Source organism: Streptomyces durocortorensis, assembly GCF_031760065.1.
GTDB lineage: Bacteria > Actinomycetota > Actinomycetes > Streptomycetales > Streptomycetaceae > Streptomyces.
Genome location: NZ_CP134500.1, coordinates 2798362 through 2819581 on the forward strand (window position 1 = coordinate 2798362; position 21220 = coordinate 2819581).

The following is a 21220-nucleotide window of genomic DNA, read 5'->3' on the forward strand; positions in this document are numbered from 1 at the left end:
TCAGGCGTTCTCGTGGTCGCGCGGGTTGGTACGGGGTGCGCCCTGCTCGTCGTCCTTGCGGCGGCGGACCATCCAGAAGACGCCCGTGCCGACGACGACGGTGGCGCTGACGCCGATCATCCCGGCGAGGCCGCCGGAGAGCCGGGCGTTCTCGATGTCGCCGACCCCGTAGTCGGCGAGCGGGGAGTCGGCGGCGCCGTGCTCCTCAGCCTTCTCGTCGATGCCCTTGTCGGCGGCGACCCGCTCCAGGCCGTCCGGGTCGGCGGAGGCGTAGAAGGAGACGACCCCGGCGAGGAGGAAGGCGGAGACCAGGCCGGTGGTCCAGAACCCCCGGGTGGACCGGGCGGGGGCGGGCTCCGGCTCCCGGGTGGCGGCCGGGGCGTCGACCAGTTCGCCGTCGACCCGGAGCTTGAGGGGCGTGGCGGGCCCCTGGACGCCGTGGACGAGGTCGGGGCGTACGGCGAGGACGGCGCCGACGGTCAGCGCGGTGATGACCGCTTCGCCGATGCCGATCAGGACGTGCACCCCGATCATGGCCGTGAAGACCGTGCCGATCGGGATGTCGGTGGTGCCGCCGATCCAGTAGAGCAGCGTGAACGCGGCGGCCGAGGCGGGCACGGAGACCAGGGCGGCGACGAACGCCGAGGCGGTCACGGACCGGCGGGTGCGCGGCAGGAGGCCGGTCAGCAGCCGGAATAGCGCGTACGCGACGACGACGGTGACCACGCCCATGACGGTGATGTTCACGCCGAGCGCGGTGAGACCGCCGTCCGCGAAGAAGATGCCCTGCATCAGCAGCACCACGGACAGACAGAGCACCGCTGTACAGGGCCCGACCAGGATCGCGGCCAGCGCCCCTCCCATCAGGTGGCCGCTGGTGCCGGCGGCCACCGGGAAGTTCAGCATCTGTACGGCGAAGATGAACGCGGCCACCAGCCCGGCGAGCGGCGCCGTGCGCTCGTCCAGTTCCCGGCGCGCGCCGCGGAGGCTGACGGCGAGGGCCCCGGCGGCGAACACCCCGGCGGCCACGGAGACAGGTGCATCGATGAATCCATCGGGTACATGCATGGGAGGCTCCGCTTCCTGCGGGGTCCGCGCGGCCTCCGCGCCCGTGCGGACGCGGTCCTGCGGGCGGGGTCATGAACCCGTCAATAGTAGTGCCCTCCTGCGAACCATGCGCAAGAGCGGGACCCCGGCAGTATCGCGAACGACGCCCACCGGGCCGCCCCCTCGGGGCATCCACCACGCCACCCCCACGAAATATGGGACATTAGATGACAGAGAGATGCATATAGGAGGAGCCGGCCCATGTCCCCTGTGATCGAAGAACATGCACGCGCCCGGCTCATCACGGACGGCCCCCTCACCCGCCCGGTCCCCGTCGAACTGCGCTACGACGCGTCCGACGACCCACGCACCGTCCACATCACCCTGCCCGGGGGCACCGACTGGGCGTTCGGCCGCGACCTCCTGGAGCGCGGCCTGCGCACCCCGATCGAGCGCGGGGCCGTCCGGGTCTGGCCCTGCGGCCGTACGCAGCTGATCGTGGAGCTGCACTCCACGGACGGCGTCGAGGTGTTCCAGTTCGAGATCCGGACGCTGACCCGCTTCCTGGCCCGCACCCGCGCGCAGGCACCGGCCACGCCGTCGGACGGCACCGGAGAGGCGCGCCCGCCGTCCCGCACCACCCGCCCTGAACGGGGCACCCAGCCGGCCCGCGGCTGAGGCGGCCACCGCGGGAAAGCCCCTGGGAAAGCCCCGGACCACCGCGAGAAAGGCCCCCGTGCGCGTCGCACGGGGGCTTTCTCTCCGCGCCCGGCCTCCCGTCCCCACAGGTGACCGGCGCTTCCGGGGCCGCGCTCCGCTCGGACGCGGCCCCGGGGCTCGATGAATCCGGACGGGGTCAGACGCGGGCGAGCTCGCGGTCGCTGTCGCCCTCTCCCGGCCCCTGCGGGGAACCGGACTCGTCGGTGAGCTGCTTCTGGAGCTTCTCGCCCTCCACGTCCACGTTGGGCAGGACCCGGTCCAGCCAGCGCGGCAGCCACCAGGCCCGCTTGCCGAGCAGGGCCAGCACGGCGGGCACGATCGCCATCCGCACCACGAAGGCGTCGAAGAAGACGGCGACGGCCAGCGAGAAGCCGATCATCTTGACCATCTGCTCGGAGGAGCCGATGAAGCCCGCGAAGACCGCCATCATGATCACGGCCGCCGCCGTGACCACCCGGGCGCCGTGCTTGAAGCCGGTCACGATGGCCTGCCCCGGGCTCTCGCCGTGGACGAACGCCTCGCGCATCCGGGTGACGAGGAAGACCTCGTAGTCCATCGCCAGACCGAAGACCACACCGACCATGAAGATCGGCATCATGCTCATGATCGGACCGGTCTGCTCGACCCCGAAGAGCGAGCCCAGCCAGCCCCACTGGAAGACCGCGACGACCGCGCCGAGGGCGGCGACCACCGAGAGCAGGAAGCCGAGGGCCGCCTTCAGCGGGACCAGGACCGAGCGGAAGACCAGCATCAGCAGCAGGAACGCGAGGCCCACGACGAGCGCCAGGTAGGGCAGCAGCGCGTCGTTCATCTTCTGCGAGAAGTCGATGTTCATCGCGGTGGCGCCGGTGACCAGTACCTCGGCCCCGGTGTCGGCCTTGACGCCCTCACCCGCGTCGCGGATGGCGTGGACGACGTTCTCCGTCTCGACGGAGGACGGCCGGTCCTTCGGGATGACCACGATCGTCGCGGTGTCACCGGCCTTGTTGAACTCGGCCGGGGCGACGGCGACCACGCCGATGGACTTGATCTCCTCGGAGACCCGCGCCACCGCGGCCTCGCCGTCCGCGCTGTTCTTGGTGTCGACGACCGTGACCAGCGGCCCGTTGAACCCGGGGCCGAAGCCGTCCGAGAGCATGTCGTACGCCTGGCGCTGCGTGGTCGACTTCGGCTGGGCGCCGTCGTCGGGCAGGCCCATCTCCAGCGAGGCGGCCGGTACGGCGATGACGCCGAGGCCGAGGACGCCGACCAGCATGACCCAGACCGGCTTGCGCAGCACGAACCGCGCCCAGCGGGTGCCCATGTTCGGCTTGGCCTTGCCGAGGTCGGCCTTGCCCGCCGACTCGGCGGCCCTGCGCGCCTTGCGGCCCATGACCCGCTTGCCCGCGAAGCCCAGCAGGGCCGGGACGAGGGTGAGGGCGATGACGACGGCGATGGCGACCGTTCCGGCGGCGGCGAAGCCCATCTTCGTCAGCATCGGGATGTTGACGACGGCGAGGCCGACCAGGGCGATGACCACGGTCAGGCCCGCGAAGACGACCGCGGACCCGGCCGTTCCGACGGCCCGCCCGGCGGCTTCCTCGCGCTCCTTGCCCTCGGCCAGTTCGGCGCGGTAGCGGGAGACGATGAACAGCGCGTAGTCGATGCCGACCGCGAGGCCGATCATCATGGCGAGCGTCGAGGTGGTGGAGCCCAGGTCCAGGACGTTGGCCAGGGCGGTGATGAGCGAGACCCCGATGCCGACCCCGATGAGGGCGGTCACCAGCGGCAGCCCGGCGGCGATCAGCGAGCCGAAGGTGATGACCAGGACCACGGCGGCGATACCGACACCGATGATCTCGGCGGCCCCGCTGTGCGGCATGACCTGGAGCGCGTCACCGCCGATCTCCACCTTCATGTCACTCTTCTGCGCGTCCTCGCCCACGCCTTCCAGGGCGTCCCGGGTCGCGTCGGTCAGCTCCATGGAGTTGACCTTGTAGGCGACCGAGATGTACGCCGTCGAACCGTCCTGGCTCACGGCCTGCGCCTGGAACGGGTCGGCGACCGAGGCGATCTGGTCCGAGCCGGACTGGAGCTCCTTGACGAAGCCGGTGATCTCGCGCTTGTTGTCGGCGTCGGTCACCTTCTCGCCCGAGGGGGCCTTGAAGACGACCCGGGCGGTGGCGCCGTCGGCGCTGGAGCCGGGGTTGCGCTGTTCCAGCAGGTCGAAGGCGCGCTGCGCCTCCGTACCCGGGATGGAGAAGGAGCTGGAGGTGGCGGTGGACGCGGAGGCCGCACCGAATCCGGCGAGCGCCAGCAGCGCCACCCATATCAGGGCGACGAAGCGGCGGCGGCGGAAGGTGAGCCGTCCGAGCTTGTAGAGGAAAGTGGCCACGGGGGCGTACTCCCGGTCAGGTCGTGTGTCTGGAAAACGGGCAGAGGAAACCAGCCCGACGACGAGAGCGGCGTGTCAGGTGGGGCGGGTCGGGGAGAGGGCCGTACGGAGGGGACGGGGACGTCAGACGCCGAGGGCGGGGAGAACCACGGAGTCCACGTAATCGATGAGGAACGCCTGGTCGACAGGCTGGTCCTCGATCAGCTGCCGGGCGGCCAGCGCGCCGACCAGCATGTGCGGGACGTACTTCAGCGCCGGATTGTCCGAGCGCAGCTCACCCCGGTCCACCGCCCGTTGCAGCAGCTGGTCGAGACCGGTCATCTCCGGTTCGATCAGCAGCTCGCGCAGGGCCTGGTGCAGCTCGGGGTACTCGTGGACGGCATGGCTCAGACCCCGCATCAGCGCGGCGTCCTTCTCCATCTGACAGTCGTCGGTCCGGCTCAGCGCGGCGCGGAAGTCGCCGCGCAGCGAACCGGTGTCGATCTCGGCGAGGTTCACCGGCTTGTTGTGCCGCAGCGCCTTCACGACCAGCTCGGGCTTGGAGCCCCACTGGCGGTAGAGCGTGGCCTTGCTCGACCGGGTGCGGGCGGCGACGGCGTCCATGGTCAGGGCGTCGTAGCCGACCTCGCGGAGCAGGTCGAGAACGGCCTCGTACAGCTCGCCCTCACGCTCGGGAGTCAGCCTGGTGCGTGCCATGTGCCGACCTCCTTCGCCGTATCGCTCTTCGCGGTCCCGCAGCCTCGCTCAGCCTCGCCCGGGAATCGAACGAAACTGTTTCGTACACCTGAACCGTACCTCCAGCACCCAGCGAAACGAAATCGTTTCGCTTGTGTGCTGCACCACAAGTTGCCCCGGGCCCTTCGCGCGGAAAGCATTGGGGGGTGAGTGACGACGTCGCGTATCTCCGTTTCCCGCACCTCCACCAGGACTTGCTGTGCTTCGCGGCCGAGGACGACCTCTGGGTCGCCCCTCTCGCCGCCGCGGGGCACCGGCCGGGCCGGGCCTGGCGGGTGACCGTCGACCGGACCCGGGTCAGTCATCCGCGCTTCTCGCCCGACGGCACCTCCATCGCCTACACGACCTGGCGCACGCTGGACCCCGAGATCCACCTCGCCCCGGTCGACGGCGGCCCGGCCCGCCGCCTGACCTACTGGGGTTCGACCGACGCCCGGGTCTGCGGCTGGAGCCCCGACCCCGGCGCCACCTCGCAGATCCTCGCCGTGTCCTCGCACCAGCAGCCGTTCTCGTACTTCTCCTGGGCCTACAGCGTCCCCACCGACGGCAGTCCGGGCGGCAAACTCCCCTGGGGCCCGGTCTCCGACATCGCGGTCGCCGACATCGACGGCGAGCGCCGCACCCTGCTGCTCACCGGCACGCCCCCGCACGAACCGGCCGCCTGGAAGCGCTACCGGGGCGGGGCCATGGGCCGCCTGTGGCTGCACGGCGAACGCCTGCTCCCGGACATCGACGGCCACCTCGCCACCCCGATGTTCGTCGGCCGCCGCATCGCGTTCCTCTCCGACCACGAGGGCGTCGGCAACCTGTACTCCTGCCGGATGGACGGCACCGGTCTGCGCCGCCACACCGACCACGACGCCTACTACGCCCGCAACGCCTCCAGCGACGGCCACCGGGTGATCTACCAGTGCGCCGGGGACCTCTGGCTGGTCGAGGACCTTGAGTCGCCGGACGCCACCCCGCGCAAGCTGGAGGTACGCCTGGGCGGGCCGCGCACCGGCCGCCGCCTCTACCAGGTGTCCGCCGCCAGCAACGTCGACTCGCTGTCCGTCGACGAGACGGGCCGGGCCAGCGCCGTCACCGTACGCGGCAGCCTCTACTGGCTCACCCACCGCGACGGCCCCGCCCGCACCATCACCGACACCCCCGGCGTCCGGGTGCGGCAGCCGGAGATGCTCGGCAGCGGCGGCCGGGTCGCCTACGTGACCGACGCGGAGGGCGCGGACGCGGTCGAGATCGCCCACCTGCCGCGCGCCAGCGGCGACCGCCCCCCGCGCCTGCTGGCCTCCGGGCAGCTGGGCCGGGTGCAGGAGATGGTCTCCGCCCCGGACGGCGAGCGCCTCGCGATCGCCTCGAACGACGGCCGCCTGCTGCTCCTGGACACCGCGGAACCGGAGGCGGAGCCGGCGCCCGAGCCCCTGGCGGCCGAGGAGGCGGCCGAGGTGACGCCCGAAGAGGCGTCCGCGAGGGCCCCCGGCGGCTCCACCCGCGCCGACCTCTACGCGGCCACGGGCGCGGCGGTCCCGGCGAGCGTGCCGGTCGACGAGCACCCGGGGCTCACCGAGGTGATCCGCTCGGTGAACGGCCCGGTCCGCGATCTGGCCTTCTCCCCCGACGGGGCCTGGCTGACCTGGTCGCACCCGGGCGTCGGCCGCTCGCTGCGGCAGATCAAGCTCGCCCGGATCTCCGGCCCCGGCGCCCCGGTGATCGTGGACGTCACCAACGGCCGCTTCGAGGACGAGAACCCGGTCTTCACGGAGGACGGCCGCTATCTGGCGTTCCTGTCCTGGCGCGGCTTCGACCCGGTCTACGACGTGCACACCGGTGACCTGTCCTTCCCGCTCGGCTGCCGCCCGTACCTGGTCCCGCTCTCCTCGGCCACGCCCTCCCCCTTCGCGCTCTCCCCGGACGGGCGCCCCGCGGCGGGCGGCCTGGACCCGGTGGACGTGCCGGACGGAGGTACGTCGGAGGGGTCGCCGGTGATGGTGGAGTTCGAGGGCCTGGAGAACCGGGTGACACCGTTCCCGGTCTCCGCCTCGAAGTACTCGGCGCTGGCCCCGGTGACCGGCGGCGGTCTGGTCTGGCTGCGCTGGCCGATCTCCGGTGCGCTGGGCGAGACGTTCGCGAACCCGGCCGACATGTCCGGGCGGCCGACCCTGGAGCACTTCAACATCGCGAAGGCCCGCAAGACGGAACTGGTCGACCACCTCGACTGGTTCGCGGTCAGCGGCGACTCGTCCCGGCTCGTGGTGATGGACGACGGCGAGCTGCGTGCCGTACCGGCGACCGAACCGGGCGACACCGACTCCACGGTCTATCTGGACCTGCGCCGCATCCTGCACGAGGTCGACCCGGGGGCGGAGTGGCGGCAGGCGTACGGGGAGGCGGGCCGGATCATCCGCTCCTTCTTCTGGGAGCCGGACATGTGCGGCATCGACTGGGACGGGGTGCTGGAGCAGTACCGCCCGCTGGTCGAACGGGTCGCGTCCCCCGACGAGTTCGCGGACCTGCTGCGCGAGGTGCTGGGCGAGCTGGGCACCTCGCACGCGTACGTCTCCCCCGCCCGCCGCAACGAGGGCCCGCCGCACTACCAGCGGGCGATCGGCCTGCTCGGCGCCAACCTGGTCTGCCGGGACGGCTCCTGGGTCGTCCAGCGCATCCTGCCCGGCGACTCCTCGGACTCCAAGGCGCGCTCACCGCTGGCGGGTACGGGGATCAGGGAGGGCGCGGTCCTCACCCATGTGGACGGCCGCCCGGTGGACCCGGTGGCGGGCCCGTACCCGCTGCTGACCGCGGCTGGCGGCACCACGGTGGAGCTGACGTTCGCCCCGGCGGGCGGAGGCCCGTCCCGCCGGGTGGCGATCATGCCCCTGGTGGACGAGCGCCCGCTGCGCTACCAGGACTGGGTGGCCAAACGCCGCGACGTCGTAAGGGAGTTGAGCGGCGGCAAGTGCGGCTACCTGCACATCCCGGACATGGGCGGCTCAGGCTGGGCCCAGTTCAACCGGGACCTGCGCCTGGAGGTGTCCCGCCCGGCGCTGATCGTGGACGTCCGGGGCAACGCGGGCGGCCACATCAGCGAGCTGGTCGTGGAGAAGCTCACCCGTACGATCCTCGGCTGGGACCTGACCCGCAACGCCCAGGCGGTCAGCTACGCCTCCAACGCGCCGCGCGGCCCAGTCGTCGCCCTGGCCGACGAGGCGACCTCCTCCGACGGTGACATGATCACCGCCGCGTTCCGGCTGCTGAAGCTGGGCCCGGTGGTGGGCCAGCGCACCTGGGGCGGCGTGGTCGGCATGACCGGCCGTCACCGCCTGGGCGACGGCACGGTGATCACGGTGCCGATGAACGCGGCCTGGTTCGACACCTACGGCTGGTCGGTGGAGAACCACGGCGTGGAACCGGACGTGGAGGCCCTGCGCACCCCGCTCGACTGGGCGGAGGGCCGGTACGCCGTACTCGACGACGCGGTCCGCCTCGCCCTGGACCTCCTGGCCGCCCACCCGGCGGCCACCCCGCCCTCGTACGACACGGCCCCGAACCTGCGGCGGCCGCCGCTGCCGCCGCGGAGTTCCTGAGCGCGGGGCGGACGCACCTCCTGGGGCTCGCTCGACGGCCCGGGGCCGCCCGGCGGTCAGCGCACCGGCGTGCGCCGTTCGTAGACCGTCACCCGGCGGCCCCGGGCCTCCTCGTCGGCCACGGCCGTGAAGTGCTCCTCCAGCACGGAGGTCTTGGCCTTGTCCCGGGCGGCGGTGACCGGCCGCGCCACCCGGGGCGCGTCCGTCACCAGCAGTATCCGCCGCTGGGCGAGCATCGCCGCCCGTATCCGGTCCGGCTCCGCCTCGATGCCTTTCAGCGTCCCGGACTTCTCCGGGCCCTGCGCCAGCGCTATGTCCGCGAGCCCGGAGAAGGCGTCCGGGGAGACCAGTTCGGTGTCCCGCCGGGCCGCCGGAATGAAGAGCACCGCGTTTCCGGGCCGCTTCAGCCGCTGGACGCCGGCGGCCGCCGCGAGGACGTCGTCCACCCGGCTCGCCGGAGACCGCTTGGCCAGCGACTGCGGGAGCAGGGCCACCATCGCCACGGCCATCACCACGGGGAGAATTCCCAGCGAGGCGCGCGGGTACCGGTACGACGCGGCCCGGACCGCCGCGCCGATGACCACCCCGATGAGCAGCGCCAGGCCCAGCAGGCTGAACAGGACGTACCGGTCCAGGAACAGCGGCTGGACCAGGGAGAGCCCGACGAGGCCGGCCTGCGGCACCGCCAGCAGCGGAAGCCCGACGGACGCCGCCGACAGCCGGCCCGCCCGGGGCCGGTCCGGCCGACGCTCCTCCCCCGGGGACCTGGCGGACGGATACCCCTCCGCCCGGGGCCGGTCCAGCAGGGCGCCGACTCCGCCGACGGCCAGCAGGACCGCCGGGCCGATCAGCATGTGCCAGGTCAGCGGCGGTATCCAGGACACCTGCGCGGACTGGCTCCGGCTGAACAGGATCAGGGGCAGCACACAGGCCGTGGCGGCCAGGGCGGCGGCGGTCCAGCGTTTGCCTGCGTCACGGCCCGCCCGGCTCCAGAGCAGGGTCGCCAGGTGCGCCGGAAGAATCATCAGCGAGAGCCAGTTCAGCAGACCGCCCAGCGCGACCGTGCCGCCGTAGGCGACCCAGTGCACCGCCCGGCCCCGCCCCTCCAGCAGGGTGACCAGGAGCAGGGTGGAGATCCCGGCCCCGGCCGCCACCAGGGCGTAGGGCCGCCCCTCCTGGAGGTAGAACTGCACGGCCGGGAGCAGTCCGAGGGCCAGCCCGCCCCCCAGCCCCGCCCACGCTCCGGCCAGCCGGTGGCCGAGGGCCGCCACACAGGCGGCCGCCAGCGTCATGGCCAGCACCGAGGGCAGCCGCAGGACGGCGGTGCTCGGCCCGAACAGCTCGAACAGCCCGTGCATCAGCAGGTAGTAGAGCCCGTGCACGACGTCGATGTTCCCGAGCATGCTCCATATGTCCGCCGTGGAACGCCGGGCCACCTGCCAGGTCGCGGCCTCGTCCCGCCACACACTGTCCTGCCGCGACAGGCCCCACAGGCCGAGCGCGAGCGTCCAGAGCGCCGGTACCGACCGGACGAGAAAACGGATACGCCTCGGGTCGGCCGGGGATGCCGGGGAGGCGGTTCCGCTCCCCGGGGAACAGGGCGCCGAACGCGCTATGTGCGCTGTGGACACGAAGAAAGGCTCCCCCGAGCGGCTGTCGTGCAGGGCGGGCGTCAGAGGCGCGAAAGCCCCTCATCGAACATGCATCCTACGCACCGCCGCACCCCGCGCGGTCGACAGCGCGGGGTGCGGCACAGCCCGAACACGCATGGAGGAGGCGCACCCGGTCACCCGGATGCGCCTCCCGACGTAACGCGTACGCACGCGCACAGCGCAGCGCGCACGCGTCACACCTCAGCGACCGTCAACGGTCAAAGCGCTCGCGCGCCTGGTCCGACGCGTCCTGAGCACGGTCCTGGACGTCGTCCCGGCCCTGCCGGGCCCGCTCCTGGCCCTGCCGGCCGCGCTCCTGGGCCTGCTCCTTGGCCTCACCGGCCTTCTGCTTGGCCTGGTCGGCGAGCTCCTGCGCCTTGTCCTTGAACTGGTCTGCGATACCCATGCTGTTCACTCCTGTGGGATGCGTGCGGTACGTGGGGGGATGGCCCCTTGCGGGGCCTCGCCCAGCGTTACATGACCCGACATCCCGCGCATTTCGGACAGCTACCTTCCGTTACGTACGGTCAGCGCGCTCCGCTCGCGCGTCCTGGTCCGCCGCGCCGCCGGCCCCGACCAGCCCTTTCGAAACGCCGTGGAGCCGGGGCTCGAAGCGCCGCATCTCGCGCGGCCCGCCCAGCGCGATGACGGAGGGCAGATAGCCGCGCACCGACTGCATCCCGCGCAGCCACCCCTGGGCGTACACATGCGCGGAGCGCCGCGCGATCCCGTCCACGATCCGTTCGACGGCCGGGCCGAGCGGATACGTACGGTTCATGGGCCACGGCAGCCGCTGGCGCAGCTCGCGCATCACGTCGTCCTGGTCCGCGCCGCGCACCATGTCGGTGTCGGTCCAGGAGAGGTAACCGACGCCCACCCGGACGCCCTTGTGGGCGACCTCCGCCCGCAGGCTGTGCGCGAAGGCCTCGACGCCCGACTTGGACGCGCAGTACGCGGTCATCATCGGGGCCGGGGTGATCGCGGCCAGCGACGCGATCTGGAGGAAGTAGCCGCGGCTCTCCGTCAGCACCGGCAGGAAGGCCCGCCCGGTGACCGCGCCTCCGATGAGGTTCACCTCGATGACCCGCCGCCAGGCGTCCGGGTCGGAGTCGGCGAACGGGCCGCCCGCGGCGACGCCCGCGTTGGCGACGACGACGTCGACCTTCCCGAAGCGCTCCTTGACCTCGCGCGCCACCTGCGCCATCGCCTCGTGGTCGGTGACGTCGGCGAACCAGTGGCCGCTCTCGCCGTGCAGCCGCTCGGAGACCTCCTTCAGCGCGTCCGGCTCCAGACCGACCAGTGCGAGGGTCGCACCGCGTGCGGACAGCTTGCGGGCCAGCAGCTCGCCCACGCCCCGGGCCGCGCCGGTGACGACGACGACCTGGCCCTCCAGACTCCGCCTGCTGCTCATGCGACATCCTCCTTCTCGGCCGTGGCGGCCGACCGCTCGGTGACGTACCGGGTGACCAGCTCCCTGATTCTCGCCGTGACGGCCTCCGGGGCCTCGACCGGCGTCATGTGTCCCACGCCCGTCAGCTCGGTCAGCCCGATGCCGAGGGGCAGGGCGGCCGCGATGGCCCGCGCGTGGACCGGCGGGGTCAGCCGGTCGTCCGTACCGGCGATCACCGCGGTCGGCACCCGCAGCTCGCGCACGCCCTCCGCGAGGTCCAGCCCGTCGAGCACGTGTCCCCACTCCACCCTCGCGCTGCGCGGGCAGGCGTGCACGATGCGGGCACAGGCCTCGACCCGGTCCGGAGCCGAACCGGCGCCCATCGTGGCGTACTTGAGGATCTTCTTCGAGACCGGGGTGACCGGCCCGAGCGGCGCCCGCGCCCCCAGCACGGCGCTGGTGAGCCGGGTCCGCAGCGCCCCCGGGCGGATCGGCAGGACGCGGGCCTCGGCGGTCAGCCGCGAACTGCCGGTGGAGCACAGCAGGACGGCGGCGGCGTGCGCACGCAGTCCGGGCCGGGCGGCCGCGGCCATCAGCGTCATCCCGCCCATGGAGTGCCCGGCGAGGACCGCCCGGCGGCCCGGGGCGAGTGTCGCGGCGAGGACCGCTTCGAGGTCGTCGGCGAGCGCGTTCGTGCTGTAGCCGCCGGGGCCGGGTGCGGGGGTGAGTCCGTGGCCGCGCTGGTCGTAGGCGATGACCCGGTGTTCGGCGGCCAGGTCCCGGATCTGGGCGTCCCAGAAGCGGGTGTTGCAGGTCCAGCCGTGGGCCAGGACGACAGCCGGGGCGTCCTCGGGACCGTGCAGTTCGACGTGGATGCGCGAGCCGTCGGCGGACCGCGCGGTCAGCTCGGCGGCGGGCACCGGCGGTACGGAGTCGCGGCGCAGGAGGCGGCTCATCGCCCGGCCTCCCCGACGACTGTCTCCGAAGCGGCTGCCCCGGAAGCGGCCGCGCCCGAAGTGGCTGCCGCCGATGCCGCCGCGCTCCCCCCTGCCGTCACGGTCTCGCGCTCGGCGCGGCCGGGCTGTTCGGGTACGCGCCCGGCCCCGGCTGCCCGCTGCGCCCCGCCCGTCGCCCCGGCCCGGACGACGTCGTACTCCGCGAGGTCCACCGTCCGCGTCTGCCGCCGGAACTCCCCCGTCGTGCCCGGCCAGACCGTCGTGTTGCGGCCCTCGGCGTCCAGGTACCAGCTGGTGCAGCCGCCGGTGTTCCACACGGTGCGCTTCATCCGCTCCTGGACCTTGTGGTTCCACGCGGTGACGGCGGCGGAGCGGGCGCCGAGCGCGGCGCGGCCGCCCAGGACGTTCAACTGGCGCAGATAGTCGGCCATGTAGTTCAGCTGGGACTCGATCATCAGGATCATCGAGGAGTTCCCGAGGCCCGTGTTGGGGCCGATGATCGTCATCCAGTTGGGGAACCCGGCGGCGGTGGCGCCGCGCAGCGAGTTCATCCCGTCCTTCCAGGACTCGGCGAGCGTGATGCCCTCCTCGCCGACGACCCGCTCCGCGATCGGCATGTCCGTCACATGGAAGCCGGTGCCGAAGATGATCGCGTCGGCCTCGGCCTCGCTGCCGTCGGCGGCGACGACGGTGGAGCCGCGTATCTCGCTGAGCCCGGAGGCCACGACGTCCACATTGGGCTGGGCGAGCGCCGGGTAGTAGGTGCTGGAGAGCAGGATCCGCTTGCAGCCGATGCGGTAGTCCGGGGTCAGCTTGGCCCGCAGGGCCGGGTCCTTGATGGCCCGCGCCATGTTGGACTTGGCTATCTTCTCCACCAGGCCGAGCTGGTCGGGGTGCTTGGTGAAGGCGCTGACCTGCAACTCCCTTATGCCCCACAGAAGTCCACGGCGTGCTGTGCCGGTGGCGGGGACGGCCCGGTGCAGGGCGCGCTCGGCCTTGCTGATGGTGCGGTCCATGCGGGGCATGACCCAGGGCGGGGTGCGCTGGAAAAGCGTGAGCTTCGCGGTCTTCGGCTGGATCGCCGGGACGATCTGGATGGCGGAGGCGCCCGTTCCGACCATCGCGACGCGCTTGCCGGTCAGGTCGTAGTCGTGGTCCCAGCGCGCGGAGTGGAAGACCTTGCCGGGGAAGGAGTCGAGCCCGGGTATGTCCGGCATCTTGGGGTCGGAGAGCGGCCCGGTGGCGGAGACGACGACATCCGCGCGGAGGGTGGTGCCGTTGGCCGACTCGATCACCCAGTACAGGTTCTCCTTGTCCCAGCTCATCAGCTTCACCTCGTGGTTCAGCCGGATGTGCGGGCGCAGCCCGAAGGTGTCGGCGACCCGCTCCAGATAGGCCCGGATGTGCTCCTGGCCGGAGAAGGTGCGCGGCCAGTCGGGGTTGGGCGCGAAGGAGAAGGAGTAGAGGTGGGACGGTACGTCGCAGGCGCAGCCGGGATAGCTGTTGTCGCGCCAGGTGCCGCCCACCGAGTCGGCCCGCTCCAGGACGACGAAATCGGTGATGCCTTCGCGGCGCAGCCGGACGGCGGCCCCCAGGCCCCCGAATCCGGTACCGATCACCGCCACACGTACGTGTTCCTGCTGGGCCATGCTGCCGCCTCCCGCGGTACGTCACACGACTCTGCCAGCAATCACTGGCATTGTTCGGAGAGTAGAGCAGGGCCGTACTGATGGGTAGAGGTCGGACCGAGGAAAGTTACTGGCGGTACAACATAGGGTGCTCCTGTGGCTGAAGGACGCGAGCACCGCGAATACCGCATGGAGGAGCTGGCCGAGGCGGCTGGTATCACCGTGCGGACCCTGCGCTTCTACCGGGAGCGCGGCCTGATCCCGCCGCCCCGCCGCGAGGGCCGGATCGCCTGGTACGACGACCACCACCTGGCCCGTCTGCGGACCATCGCGGGCCTGCTGGAGCGCGGCCACACCCTCAACGGCATCGCGGACCTGGCCGCCACCTTCGAGAGCGGCCGGAACGTCGCCGAGGTACTGGGGCTGGGCGAGCCGACCGAGGAGACCCCGGTCCGCCTCACCCCCGAACAGCTCGCCGACTACTTCGAGGGCGAGGTGACCCCGGAGAACCTGGCCGCCGCGCTGGACCTGGGCTATCTCGCCACTGACGGCGACGAGATCGTCCACATCAGCCGCCGCCTCCTGGAGGTCTCGGCGGAGCTCGTACGGGAAGGGGTGCCGCTCGCCACGGTGCTCTCCTCGGGCCGGCGCGTCCGCGAGCACGCGGAGGCGCTCGCCGAGATCTTCGTACGCGTACTGCATGCCCACACCGCGGAGACCGAACCCGCCCAGCTGCGCCCGCTGGCCCGGGCGGTGGTGGACGCGGAACTGTCCATGGCCCTGGACCGCAGACTGCGCCGCGAGGACGGCACACGGCCGCCGAAGGCGGATTGAGCCGAACCGCAGGCGCTACCGCTCGTAGACGACCGTCACCGGCGCATGGTCGCTCCACCGCTCGTCGTGCGTGGCGGCCCGCTCGACCCACGCCTTGACCGCGCGCCCGGCGAGCCCCGGGGTCGCCATCTGGTAGTCGATCCGCCAGCCGGAGTCGTTGTCGAAGGCGCGCCCCCGGTAGGACCACCAGCTGTACGGCCCGGCGACATCCGGGTGCAGCTGCCGTACGACGTCCACGTACGCGGCCTCCTCCAGGACCCGGGTGAGCCAGGCGCGCTCCTCGGGCAGGAAGCCGGAGCTCTTGCGGTTGGCCTTCCAGTTCTTCAGGTCGGCCTCCTGATGGGCGATGTTCCAGTCACCGCAGACCACGACCTCGCGACCGTCCGCCGCCGCCCGCTCCTTCAGCCCCTGAAGGTAGGGCAGGAAGGCGGCCATGAAGCGCTCCTTCTCGTCCTGCCGCTCGGTGCCGACCTCACCGGAGGGCAGGTACAGGCTCGCGACGGTCACGCCGGGAAGGTCGATCTCCGCATACCGGCCGCTCGCGTCGAACTCCTCGGCACCCGGGACCCCGAACCCGCCGAAGCCGATCTGGACCCGCTCCGGCACCTGCCGGGAGTAGAGGGAGACCCCGGCGCGCCCCTTGGCGGCGGCGGGCGCGTGCACGGTGTGCCAGCCCTCGGGGGTACCCACCCCTTCGGGCAGCTGGGCGAGCTCGGCCCGCACTTCCTGGAGGCAGACCACGTCGGCATCGGTCCCCGCCAGCCACTCGACGAAACCCTTCTTGGCGGCGGCGCGGAGCCCATTAACATTCACGGAGGTCACTGTGAGCATCCCGAAACAGTACCCACTCCATCCCTGCGCATAGATGTACGATACTTGGCATGATTATTCACCCTCGGCCGTTCGACCACCCCGACGCCGTCAAACTCAACGACCAGGTGCAGCTCGAATACGCCGAGCGCTACGGCGACGAGGGCGACATCACACCACTCGACCCCTCGATGTTCCTGCCGCCACACGGTCTGTATCTGCTCGCCTACGACGAGCGGGACCGCCCGGTGGCGACCGGCGGCTGGCGGACCCAGAACCGCAACGCGGAGGGCTACGAGGACGGAGACGCCGAGATAAAGCGGATGTTCGTGATCCCCGAGGGCCGCGGCCGGGGCCTGGCCCGACGGATGCTGGCCGCCCTGGAGGAGGACGCCCGGGCCGCGGGCCGGACCAGGATGGTCCTGGAGACCGGCGACCAGCAGCCCGAGGCCGTCGCGCTGTACACCTCGTGCGGCTACACGGTCTGCGAGGAGAAGTTCGGCCACTACCGGACGTACGACAGCAGCATCTGCATGGCCAAGCCGCTCACGCGGCCCTGAGCAGGGCAGGGCGGCCGACGGCTGCTCACGCGCCCGCCGGCCCGGCGTCCACCGGGGGTCCTTCGTCCGCGCCGAGCACCAGGACCACGTGCTCGTTCCCGCCGTGCCGGACCGTGCCGGTCGCCCGGAATCCGCACTTCTCCAGCAGCCGGACCGAGCCGGTGTTCCCGGCGGCGGGGTCCGCGTACAAGGGGCGGGCCTTCTCCCGCCCCAGGAACGCGGCCAGCGCCTCAGTGCCGATGCCCCTCCCCCAGTACGAGCGGCCGAACCAGTAACCGACGAAGCGGCGGTCCCCCTCCCACCAGGCCACGACGTTCCCGGCGGGCTCGCCGTCCACGACGACCGTCTGCACGAAGACCGTGGGGTCCCCCAGGATCTTCGTCGCCCAGTGCGCCATGAAGGCCTCCCTCTCCCGGGGAGGGAACCGCGATCTCCGGACCGCCTCCGGATCATGCTCATACGCGAGGAACGCTTCCAGATCGGCCTGCTCGACATCCCTGAGTCGCACGGTGGTCTCCATACCGGCCGAGTCTGGCACCGGGCACTGACAACCGGCCCGGATGCTCACCGATGCTCACCGCGGGGTGGCCAGCACCTGGGTCCAGTAGGGGCCGCGCGGGGAGTCGGCGATGCCCACGCCCACGTGGACGAAGTCGCAGTTGAAGATGTCGTTGTCGCGGCCCGGGCTGTTGCGCCACTGTTCGACGGCCGCCGCCGGGTCGCTCATGCCGGTGGCGATGGTCTCGCCGACGGCCGACCACTCGTAGCCCACGGTCGTCACCCGGTCGCCCGCGCCCCGGCCCGAGGAGTCGGTGTGGCCGAAGTAGTTCTGTGCGGCCATGTCCTCGGAGTGCCGCTGGGCCACCTCGGTGAGCCGGGGATCGGTACGCAGGTCCGGACAGCCGTTCTCGGCGCGCAGGGTGTTGACCTGGGTGACCACGCGCGTCTCCGGGGCGGGGCGCGGCTTCGGGGGCGCGGGCGAGGCGGCCGGCTCCGGGGCGGCGGGGGACGGTGTCCGGGAGGCGGAGGCGGTGGGACTCGGGGTGGGTGAGGCGGTGGTGGGCGTGGGGACCGGCTCGGCGGGGGCGGCGGCCGGGGGCGGCAGGGGCGCGGGGCTGTGCGTGGCTCCCTCGGCCCGGGGCACGGGCGGAGCGGGCTCGGAGGGCCAGAAGAAGACGGCGAGGGAGGTCACGGCTGTCGCGGCGGCCATGAGACCCGCCGCTTTCCCGGCCGAGAACACGCCGGAGGCGGCGGGAGCGGCGGCGGGAGCCCCGGCCGAGGCGGCGGGAGCGGCAGGCGCGGCGGAGGACACGGCCGCCGGGACCGCCTGGGTTACGGCCACCGCCGCCTGCTGTCCGGTGTCGTAGATCGGCAGCACCAGCGCGAGACCGGAGAGCAGGCCCTCCGGCGGGACCAGGCCCGCGCTGCCGTCGGAGCAGGAGGCGCAACCCCGTACATGGCGGGCGATCCGCTTGCGCCACAGGGGCGTCGGCGTGCCGTCCCAGTCGCCCAGCAGCTCCGCCAGGGCCGGGCAGCGGGGGTCGGCCGCCAGGGCCCGGACGACGGCGCGGCCGACGTCGAGCTGGTTCTTCACCCGCTGGACGCGTACGGCGGCGTGCTGCGGGGTGAGGCCGAGCGCCTCGGCCAGTTCGGCCCGGGTCAGCTCGCCGGTGGTTTCCAGCCACCACAGGGACAGCACATCGCGCTCGGAGTCGTCCAGCCAGCGGGTCGCCTCGGCCGTCTCGCGTCGCTGGCCGGAGAGTTCGAGGCGCCAGATGGTCAGGTCGACGAAGTCGGCGGCCGGGTCGGCGGGGTCCTCGGTCGCGTCCAGCGGGGCGGGCCGGTGGCCCAGACCGGACCAGCGGGTGCGGACCTGGTTCATGGCGATGGCGACGAGCCAGGAGCGGAAGCGGGCCGGATCGCGCAGGGAGGGCAGGCCGGACAGCGCCCGGAGCATGGTCTCCTGCACGACGTCGTCCACGTCCGGATGGCCGTTCAGCGCGCGACCGACGACGTTGTAGACGAGCGGCAGGTACTGGGCGGCCAGGCGTTCCCCGGCGGCCCGGTCGCCGTTCCTCGCCGCGACGACCAGAGCGGTGCTGTCCACGCCGTTCACGCCCTTCGTTCGGTTCGCCACCGGAGTGTGGGACAGGTCACCCCTGGGGGATTTGTTATCCGTCCCCCGTCCGGTGGTCAACCAGTATGCGGGGACACGCAAGCGGCCCCGCAGGGAGAGCACCGGAACGGGGAGGGCCATGTCGAGCGGAACGGACACCGACTTCGGACTGCCGGAGGCGGCGGGCGGCGGCACGTCCGGGACCGCCCCCGACGCCGCACCCCGTACGGCCGGGGCCCCGCAGGCCGCCGAGGCCCCGAAGACCGCACAGGCCCCGCAGGCCCCGCAGGCCGCCGAGGCTTTGCAGGCCAGCCAGGCCCCGCAGGGCGCCGAGGCCCACACCACCGCGGCCCGCACGGGCGAGGTCATCGCCGCCTCGGACCTGCACGCGGCGGCCACGGGTGCCGACACCTTCCCCGGGGCCCTGCGGGAGGCGCTGAACCGCCGCGGCCTTTCGCTGGAGCGGGTGAGCGAACGGCTCAGGGTGCGCGGCATCACCATCAGCCAGGCCACCCTCAGCAGTTGGCAGCGCGGCCGCAGCCAGCCCGAACGGGCGCGTTCGCTGCGGGCGGTGGACGTGCTGGAGGAGATCCTGGAGCTGCCCTCCGGCGCCCTGCGCTCGCTGCTCGGCCCGCGCCGCCCCCGTGGCCGGATCACGCCGGTCGGCGCTGAGGGCACCGCACTCCAGATCCTCGGCGAGGACTCGGTCGTGGAGAAGGCGCTCGGCGCGCGGTTCCGACACTTCAACCAGGAGACGGGGTCGCTGATGGTCCACGACGTCGTGACGGTCGGCGAGAGCGGCACGCTGAGCGGGATCACCACCACCAACGTGCTGCGGGCGAGCCGGGCGGGGGCCGACCGCGCGGTGTTCGTACACAGCTTCGACGACGAGGCCGCCGAGCCCGTCGACATCCGGGTCACCTGCGGACGCCTGGTGGAAGCCACGTACCTGAAGGGGCTCAAGTCCCTGGTGCTGGAGATCCACTTCGGCCGGGAGCTGGCCAAACTGGATACGACGGTGGTGAGTTACGCGGTCGAGGTGAGTCCGTCCGAGACACCGGCCACGCACTACGAGCGCTGGACGCGGACGAACCTCCACGAATACCTCCAACAGGTCTTCTTCCACCCCGGCGCCCTGCCGACGGACTGCCACCGCTACGTCCGGGAGAAGGTCGGGGCCCCGCCCCGGGCCAAGCGGCGCATCCCGCTGAACGACACGCACAACGTCCATGTACTGACCTCGCGGTGCAAGCCCGGTGTCCACGGGGTGGCGTGGGACTGCGGCCCCGGAGCGGGAACAACGGGAACGGGAACGACTGGAACGGGAGACCGCCCAGGATGAGTGGACGGTCTCCCGCGTTCGGGGGGGTGGCCTTGGCCGGTCGGGACTACTTGGTGTTGAGAGTCAGTCCGTAGTACGCGAGGGCGTCGTTGAGCGGCTGGAAGTAGGAGGAGCCGGGCGAGTTGACCTGGCCGGTGCAGCGCTGGTTCATCGGTCCGCCGGAGGTGAGGCCCTGGGCCTGGTCCCCGGAGACGTACGCGCCACCGCTGTCCCCGCCCTGCGTGCAGACGCTGGAGCTGGCCAGTCCGGTCACCACGGTGTCCGGGCCGCCGTTCTGGTCGGTGTAGGTGACGCTGACGTTGTACGAGCCGACCTTGCCGCAGGTCCAGCCGGTGGTCTGGCCGGACTTGCACAGCGCCGCTCCGGAGGGGGCCCGCTTGCTGCCCTTGACCGGGACGGTGCCCGCCCTGCCGTAGGTGGTGATGTCGAGGCCGATCGAGTGGCCGGCGTCGACGGTCGCGATGCCCATGTCGACGCTGCGGGTGCCCAGCGCGAACCGGGTGTGGGTGCCCTTGGCGAACCGGGTGCCGTTGTAGGCCAGTGCGGGCAGGTCCTCGATGCAGTGCCCGGCGGTCACGAGCACCTGCCTGCCGCTGCGGTCCTTGGCGCCGTAACCGACGGAGCAGAGGTAGCCGTTGAAGGTCATCCGGCTGCCGGGCGGAACGACGGCCTGGGTCTCCAGCTTCTCCTGCCCCTTGATGACGCGTACGGCGTCGCCGTTGCTCTTCGCCGCCCTGAGGAAGCTGCGGGTCGCGGCGTCCGATGCCCCGTTGACCTCGACGGTCACGGTGTCGGACGCGAGGTCGACGGACCACGCCGACACCCCTGCCGGGGCGCTCTTGAGGGCCTTGGCGTCCAGTTGGGCCTTGATGCGGTCGAGCTCGTCCTCCCCGCGTTCGGGGACCCGGGCCTTGAGACCCGCCGCCCTGACCTCCTTGGCCGCCCCGGCGTCGGCGGCGTTGACGACCAGGGAACCGTCGGCGGTGAAGAAGGCCCCGAGCGTGTCGACCCGGTGCTTCCGCAGCTCCGCGAACCGGTCCCGCTCCCGGGCCTCCCGGTCCAGCCGCTCGACGGCGGCCTTCTCACTGACACCCAGCGTCTCGGCGAGGGCCTGCACCATCTCCGGCTGATACGCCGGCGCCGAGGGCTCCGCCGCCGTACCGGCGTAGGCCCCTGTGGCGACTCCGGCCGACAGGAGGGCGCCGATGGAGGCGGCCACGATATACCTGCGCGCGTTCTTCTTTCCGTGCTTCACGGGATTCCTTCCGCTACACGGGCGAGCGTCCAGACAATGGGGGGGGTGGCCACACCTCGCTTGGGGACGCGCGATGTGTTCCATGGACACTGCCCGGCGGCGATGACATGTTCCTGTCGCCGCGCCCCGAACTCTGGCGCAGCCGCAACTGCCGGGACAAGAAGCGGAGATGGGGCTCTTTTCTACAGAACTGGCCGAGAACTGTAGAGAGACCGCCCGA

At 72.3% G+C, this 21220-nt stretch carries 17 protein-coding genes; 5 read left to right on the forward strand and 12 right to left on the reverse strand.

The annotated features are described in order from the left end of the window. On the reverse strand, nt 1-1068 hold the full coding sequence (locus tag RI138_RS12290) for an energy-coupling factor ABC transporter permease (RefSeq protein WP_311119952.1): 1068 nt from the start codon (nt 1066-1068) through the stop codon (nt 1-3). 240 nt (nt 1069-1308) lie between these two features. On the opposite strand from RI138_RS12290, the gene RI138_RS12295 reads away from it, so the two are divergent. Next, entirely contained in the window at nt 1309-1725 is a 417-nt protein-coding gene (locus RI138_RS12295) for an SsgA family sporulation/cell division regulator (protein WP_311119953.1), read from the forward strand. A gap of 178 nt (nt 1726-1903) precedes the next feature. Here RI138_RS12295 and RI138_RS12300 read toward each other — a convergent pair whose 3' ends face one another. Both RI138_RS12300 and RI138_RS12305 read right to left on the reverse strand, forming a co-directional pair. Then, nucleotides 1904-4141: an MMPL family transporter gene (locus RI138_RS12300; RefSeq protein WP_311119954.1), complete on the reverse strand. Its 2238-nt coding sequence runs from the start codon at nt 4139-4141 to the stop codon at nt 1904-1906. A 123-nt stretch (nt 4142-4264) separates the two neighbouring features. Then, the gene (locus tag RI138_RS12305) at nt 4265-4837 is read right to left on the reverse strand and encodes a TetR/AcrR family transcriptional regulator (protein WP_311119955.1); all 573 of its coding nucleotides are present in this window, start codon (nt 4835-4837) and stop codon (nt 4265-4267) included. Between the two features lie 185 nt (nt 4838-5022). Between RI138_RS12305 and RI138_RS12310 the strand changes: the two genes are divergently transcribed. Next, nucleotides 5023-8457: a S41 family peptidase gene (locus RI138_RS12310; protein WP_311119956.1), complete on the forward strand. Its 3435-nt coding sequence runs from the start codon at nt 5023-5025 to the stop codon at nt 8455-8457. Between the two features lie 56 nt (nt 8458-8513). Here the strand turns inward: RI138_RS12310 and RI138_RS12315 are convergent, their stop codons facing one another. From RI138_RS12315 to RI138_RS12335, 5 genes are all read right to left on the reverse strand, one after another. Then, complete coding sequence (locus RI138_RS12315; protein ID WP_311122866.1) at nt 8514-10001, reverse strand: glycosyltransferase family 39 protein; 1488 nt, start codon at nt 9999-10001, stop codon at nt 8514-8516. Nucleotides 10002-10320: 319 nt separating this feature from the next. Next, complete coding sequence (locus tag RI138_RS12320; protein WP_096627960.1) at nt 10321-10515, reverse strand: hypothetical protein; 195 nt, start codon at nt 10513-10515, stop codon at nt 10321-10323. A gap of 111 nt (nt 10516-10626) precedes the next feature. After that, complete coding sequence (locus RI138_RS12325; protein ID WP_096627961.1) at nt 10627-11520, reverse strand: SDR family oxidoreductase; 894 nt, start codon at nt 11518-11520, stop codon at nt 10627-10629. Beyond that, the gene (locus RI138_RS12330; RefSeq protein WP_311119957.1) at nt 11517-12455 is read right to left on the reverse strand and encodes an alpha/beta fold hydrolase; all 939 of its coding nucleotides are present in this window, start codon (nt 12453-12455) and stop codon (nt 11517-11519) included. Before RI138_RS12330 ends, RI138_RS12325 begins: the two co-directional genes overlap by 4 nt. Further along, the gene (locus tag RI138_RS12335; protein WP_311119958.1) at nt 12452-14104 is read right to left on the reverse strand and encodes a flavin-containing monooxygenase; all 1653 of its coding nucleotides are present in this window, start codon (nt 14102-14104) and stop codon (nt 12452-12454) included. The genes RI138_RS12330 and RI138_RS12335 overlap by 4 nt, the downstream gene beginning before the upstream one ends. Nucleotides 14105-14272: 168 nt before the next feature. Between RI138_RS12335 and RI138_RS12340 the strand changes: the two genes are divergently transcribed. Further along, complete coding sequence (locus tag RI138_RS12340) at nt 14273-14917, forward strand: MerR family transcriptional regulator (RefSeq protein WP_311122867.1); 645 nt, start codon at nt 14273-14275, stop codon at nt 14915-14917. A 15-nt stretch (nt 14918-14932) separates the two neighbouring features. Here the strand turns inward: RI138_RS12340 and RI138_RS12345 are convergent, their stop codons facing one another. Continuing rightward, entirely contained in the window at nt 14933-15748 is an 816-nt protein-coding gene (locus RI138_RS12345) for an exodeoxyribonuclease III (RefSeq protein ID WP_311119959.1), read from the reverse strand. 50 nt (nt 15749-15798) lie between these two features. Here RI138_RS12345 and RI138_RS12350 point away from each other — a divergent pair, with 50 nt between their 5' ends. Continuing rightward, nucleotides 15799-16287 carry a GNAT family N-acetyltransferase gene (locus tag RI138_RS12350; protein WP_311119960.1) on the forward strand — a complete coding sequence of 163 codons (489 nt, stop codon included), beginning with the start codon at nt 15799-15801 and terminating at the stop codon, nt 16285-16287. A 25-nt stretch (nt 16288-16312) separates the two neighbouring features. On the opposite strand, the gene RI138_RS12355 is transcribed toward RI138_RS12350, so the two are convergent. Then, nucleotides 16313-16807: a GNAT family N-acetyltransferase gene (locus tag RI138_RS12355; protein WP_311119961.1), complete on the reverse strand. Its 495-nt coding sequence runs from the start codon at nt 16805-16807 to the stop codon at nt 16313-16315. 54 nt (nt 16808-16861) lie between these two features. After that, a complete protein-coding gene (locus RI138_RS12360; protein WP_311122868.1) occupies nt 16862-18403 on the reverse strand; it encodes a sigma-70 family RNA polymerase sigma factor in 1542 nt (513 codons plus the stop codon). A 139-nt stretch (nt 18404-18542) separates the two neighbouring features. Here RI138_RS12360 and RI138_RS12365 point away from each other — a divergent pair, with 139 nt between their 5' ends. After that, nucleotides 18543-19745 carry a helix-turn-helix domain-containing protein gene (locus tag RI138_RS12365; RefSeq protein ID WP_311119962.1) on the forward strand — a complete coding sequence of 401 codons (1203 nt, stop codon included), beginning with the start codon at nt 18543-18545 and terminating at the stop codon, nt 19743-19745. A 46-nt stretch (nt 19746-19791) separates the two neighbouring features. Here RI138_RS12365 and RI138_RS12370 read toward each other — a convergent pair whose 3' ends face one another. Further along, nucleotides 19792-21000: a S1 family peptidase gene (locus RI138_RS12370; protein ID WP_311119963.1), complete on the reverse strand. Its 1209-nt coding sequence runs from the start codon at nt 20998-21000 to the stop codon at nt 19792-19794. Nucleotides 21001-21220: the final 220 nt, after the last annotated feature.

Excerpts from the sequence above, each read along its gene's own strand:
- RI138_RS12340 (WP_311122867.1), top strand. The coding sequence starts at position 14,273 with ATGGAGGAGCTGGCCGAGGCGGCTGGTATCACCGTGCGGACCCTGCGC.
- RI138_RS12325 (WP_096627961.1), bottom strand. The coding sequence starts at position 11,520 with ATGAGCAGCAGGCGGAGTCTGGAGGGCCAGGTCGTCGTCGTCACCGGC.
- RI138_RS12305 (WP_311119955.1), bottom strand. The coding sequence starts at position 4,837 with ATGGCACGCACCAGGCTGACTCCCGAGCGTGAGGGCGAGCTGTACGAG.
- RI138_RS12355 (WP_311119961.1), bottom strand. The coding sequence starts at position 16,807 with ATGGAGACCACCGTGCGACTCAGGGATGTCGAGCAGGCCGATCTGGAA.
- RI138_RS12335 (WP_311119958.1), bottom strand. The coding sequence starts at position 14,104 with ATGGCCCAGCAGGAACACGTACGTGTGGCGGTGATCGGTACCGGATTC.
- RI138_RS12295 (WP_311119953.1), top strand. The coding sequence starts at position 1,309 with ATGTCCCCTGTGATCGAAGAACATGCACGCGCCCGGCTCATCACGGAC.
- RI138_RS12330 (WP_311119957.1), bottom strand. The coding sequence starts at position 12,455 with ATGAGCCGCCTCCTGCGCCGCGACTCCGTACCGCCGGTGCCCGCCGCC.
- RI138_RS12365 (WP_311119962.1), top strand. The coding sequence starts at position 18,543 with ATGTCGAGCGGAACGGACACCGACTTCGGACTGCCGGAGGCGGCGGGC.
- RI138_RS12290 (WP_311119952.1), bottom strand. The coding sequence starts at position 1,068 with ATGCATGTACCCGATGGATTCATCGATGCACCTGTCTCCGTGGCCGCC.
- RI138_RS12350 (WP_311119960.1), top strand. The coding sequence starts at position 15,799 with ATGATTATTCACCCTCGGCCGTTCGACCACCCCGACGCCGTCAAACTC.
- RI138_RS12320 (WP_096627960.1), bottom strand. The coding sequence starts at position 10,515 with ATGGGTATCGCAGACCAGTTCAAGGACAAGGCGCAGGAGCTCGCCGAC.
- RI138_RS12345 (WP_311119959.1), bottom strand. The coding sequence starts at position 15,748 with ATGCTCACAGTGACCTCCGTGAATGTTAATGGGCTCCGCGCCGCCGCC.